The 3,825-nt window shown below is 67.3% G+C and carries 2 protein-coding genes; one reads left to right on the top strand and one right to left on the bottom strand.

All coding sequences use genetic code 11. The features are described from left to right. Positions 1 to 44: 44 nt before the first annotated feature. Positions 45 to 587 (bottom strand): PPA1309 family protein, encoded by a 543-nt coding sequence (locus ACWEBX_RS38035; protein WP_451889296.1) that lies wholly within the window; start codon positions 585 to 587, stop codon positions 45 to 47. Positions 588 to 752: 165 nt separating this feature from the next. Between ACWEBX_RS38035 and ACWEBX_RS38030 the strand changes: the two genes are divergently transcribed. Beyond that, positions 753 to 3,728, top strand: coding sequence for a UPF0182 family membrane protein (locus ACWEBX_RS38030; RefSeq protein WP_451889297.1), 2,976 nt, complete (start codon positions 753 to 755; stop codon positions 3,726 to 3,728). The last annotated feature ends 97 nt before the right edge of the window (positions 3,729 to 3,825 follow it).

Below are 3,825 nucleotides of genomic sequence, written 5' to 3'. Positions count from 1 at the left end.
GCTCCGCGACATGCGGAGCGCCCCCGGCCACGTCCGTGCGCCGGTCAGTCCGCGAACGTCGCCGACAGTGCCTCCGCGAGGCCCGGTACGAGGCCCGCGCCCGTGAGCACCTCGGTCGCCGCGTCCTTCTCGCGCAGCCGCAGTGCCGAGTCGCGGGTGCCGTCGCGCAGGACACCGACCGTCATGCGCACCTCCTGACGGTCCGGGTGCGCGGCGACCCACTGGGTGAGCTTCTTGCCGCTCAGCCCTTCCGGGACCGAACCCTCCGCGGACGGCGGCAGCATCAGCCGCTCGACGGTGAGGGCGCAGCCGACGACGGCGTCGGGCCAGGCGATGGTGCCGAGGAACTCGTCCAGCGGCTTGCCGGCAGGGATTTCCTCCTGCTCGACGGGGGTGAGACCGGTGGTCTCCTGCTCGTGCTCCAGACCGAGCTGAGCGGCCAGGCCGGGTTCCTGGGACCGCAACCGTGCGGTGTCTACGAGGGCGAAGAGGCGGGCGGGCTGGTCCCAGCCGAGGGTGGAGGCGTACTCGTCGATCTCGAGTACGGCCCGGGTCAGGGGGCTCGCTGCCATGGGAGTGTTGGACATGGTCACAATCCTGCCTCGTTCGTGACCTGAATCGGGAACCGAGTAAAGCGTGAGTAAGTTGCATAGATGAGGCTCCCCGATCACGGAGCCTTGCTGACGGTCCACCGACATGGGGGGCCTGACGGAATCGACAGCGACTTCGAGGTGCGCAACTTGGCTTTCCAGATGCCGGACCGCGGCGGAGGCCCGACGGGGCCACGGATCAGAGTGGGCCGGCCGTCCCGGCGTGTCCGGACCCTGCTCATGACACTGGGCGTGCTGGCCGTGCTGGCCATGGCCTTCGTCATGTTCGCGGGGTTCTGGACGGACTGGCTCTGGTACCGCTCGGTCCACTATTCGTCGGTCTTCACCACCACACTGTGGACCAAGATCGGACTCTTCTTCGTCTTCGGTCTGCTGATGGCGGCCGCGGTGGGGTTCAACATCTGGCTGGCGCACCGGCTGCGCCCGCCGCTGAGCGCCATGTCGATGGAGCAGCAGAACCTCGACCGGTACCGCATGGGCATCGCGCCCTACAAGCGCTGGCTGCTGCTCGCGATCACGTCCCTGGTGGGGCTGATCGCCGGCGCGTCCGCCTCGGGCCAGTGGCGCACGTGGCTGATGTGGGTGAACGGAGTGCCCTTCCACCAGAAGGACCCCCAGTTCCACCTCGACGTCTCGTTCTACGCCTTCGACCTGCCCTGGTACCGCTTCCTGCTCGGCTTCGGCTTCGCCGCCGCCGTGCTCTCGCTGATCGCCGCCGCGGTCACGCACTACCTGTACGGCGGTCTGCGGATCACCAGCCCCGGAGCGCGTGCCACGGCCGCTGCCACCGGACACCTCTCGGTGCTCCTCGGTGTCTTCGTCGCTCTGAAGGCGGTCGCCTACTGGCTCGACCGGTACGGGCTCGCGGTGAAGTCCAGTGACTTCAAGGCCACTGGCAACTGGACGGGTCTGCGGTACGTCGACGCGAACGCGTATCTGCCCGCCAAGACGATCCTGTTCTGCATCGCCGTCATCTGCGCGCTGCTCTTCTTCGCGACGCTGTGGCGGCGCACCTGGCAGCTCCCGGTGATCGGCTTCGGCCTCATGGTGCTGTCCGCCGTCCTCATCGGCGGCCTGTACCCCGCGATAGTCCAGAAGTTCCAGGTCGAGCCCAACGAGCAGGCCAAGGAAGCGCCGTACGTCGAGAAGAACCTCAAGGCGACCCGCGAGGCGTACGGGATCGCCGGCACCGACGTGCAGGACTACGCCGGGGCGAGCGACACCAAGGACAAGGCCGAACTCCGTGACGACGCCGACACCGTCGCGAGCATCCGCCTGATGGACCCGAACATCGTGTCGCCGACCTTCCAGCAGCTCCAGCAGGTGCGGAACTACTACGGCTTCCCGTCGAACCTGGACGTCGACCGGTACAGCAAGGACGGCAAGGAGCAGGACACCGTCCTCGGTCTGCGCGAACTGAACCTCGCGGGCATCCCGAAGAACAACTGGATCAACGACCACTTCCGTTACACGCACGGATACGGCGTCGTCGCGGCCAAGGGCACCACGGCCGACAGCGAGGGCCGCCCGGTCTTCACCGAGTACAACCTGCCGTCCAAGGGCGACCTCGGCTCGTACAAGCAGCAGGTCTACTACGGCGAGAAGACCACCCAGTACTCGATCGTCGGCGGTCCCCAGAAGGAGATCGACTACTCCGACGACAACGGTGAGAAGACCACCAGCTACAAGGGCAAGAGCGGGATCAGCCTCGCCAGTCCGGTCAACCGGGCCGCGTACGCGGTGGCGTTCGGCGAGCCGCAGATCCTGTACTCGGGCGCGATCGGCGAGGGTTCGCGGATCCTCTACAACCGCACGCCCAAGGAGCGGGTCGAGGCGGTCGCCCCCTGGCTGACCATCGACGGCGACGCCTACCCGGCGGTCGTCGACGGGAAGATCCAGTGGATCGTCGACGCGTACACCACCACCAACGGTTATCCGTACGCCTCGCGCACCACGCTCGGCGACACCACGGCGGACTCGCTGACGGCGGCCAACGACCAGCGCGCGGTGGTGGCCCAGCAGAACCAGGTCAACTACATCCGCAACTCGGTGAAGGCGACCGTCGACGCGTACACCGGCGCGGTCAAGCTCTACCAGTGGGACACCGAGGACCCGGTCCTGAAGACCTGGATGAAGGCGTTCCCGGACACGGTGGAGTCGAAGAAGTCGATCTCGCCGGAGCTGATGGCCCATCTGCGGTATCCGCAGGACCTGTTCAAGGTCCAGCGCGAACTGCTCACCCGCTACCACGTGAAGGACGCCCAGACGTTCCTGAGCGGCAGCGAGGTGTGGCAGGTCCCGGACGACCCGACCAACAAGTCGGGCAGCGCGGTGCCTCCGTACTACCTGAGCATGAAGCTGCCGGGACAGTCGTCGCAGGCGTTCTCGCTGACGACGACGATGACACCGAACGGCCGGGACAACCTGAGCGCGTTCGTGTCGGTCAACGCCGAGGCGGGGACACCCGGTTACGGCAAGATCAGCGTTCTGAAACTGCCGACCGGCAGAACGGTCGACGGACCCAAGCGGGTGCAGAGCCAGTTCAACTCCGAACCGTCCATCGCCGAGTCCATCAGACTCCTCAGAGGCGGCGACTCGGAAGTCGAGTACGGCAACCTGCTGACCGTGCCGCTCGACGGCGGACTGCTCTACGTGGAACCGGTCTACGTCCGCGGTGGCGACCTCAAGTACCCGCTGCTGCGGAAGGTGTTGGTGACCTACGGAGGCAGCACCGCCTTCGAGGACACGCTGGGCCAGGCGCTCAACAAGGTCTTCGGGGCGGAGAGTTCGGCCCAGCCGCCGGACCAGGGCACCACCAAGCCGCCCACGTCGAGCAACCCGACGGTCCAGGCCGCGCTCGACGACGCGCAGAAGGCCTTCGACGACGGGCAGGAAGCCCTCAAGAAGGGCGACTGGAAGGCGTACGGCGAGGCGCAGAAGGACCTTGAGGACGCGCTGAAGCGGGCCGAGGACGCGCAGGCCAAGGCGGACAAGACCGCCGGCGGTTCCGGGGCGGACAAGTCGGCCGACAAGAGCACGGACAAGAGCGGCAGTCCCAGCGCCAGCCCCAGTCCGAGCAGCAGCCCGAGCAGTGAGAAGAGCTCGGGAAGCGGCTGATCAGGAGCCACCCCGCGCCGTGGTACGGTTGAGACACAACGGCGCGGGGTGGAGCAGCTCGGTAGCTCGCTGGGCTCATAACCCAGAGGTCGCAGGT

The organism is Streptomyces sp. NPDC005070, from assembly GCF_053600395.1.
The sequence above is the reverse complement of the archived record's forward strand: the minus strand, read 5'-3'. Positions and strand labels throughout refer to the sequence as shown.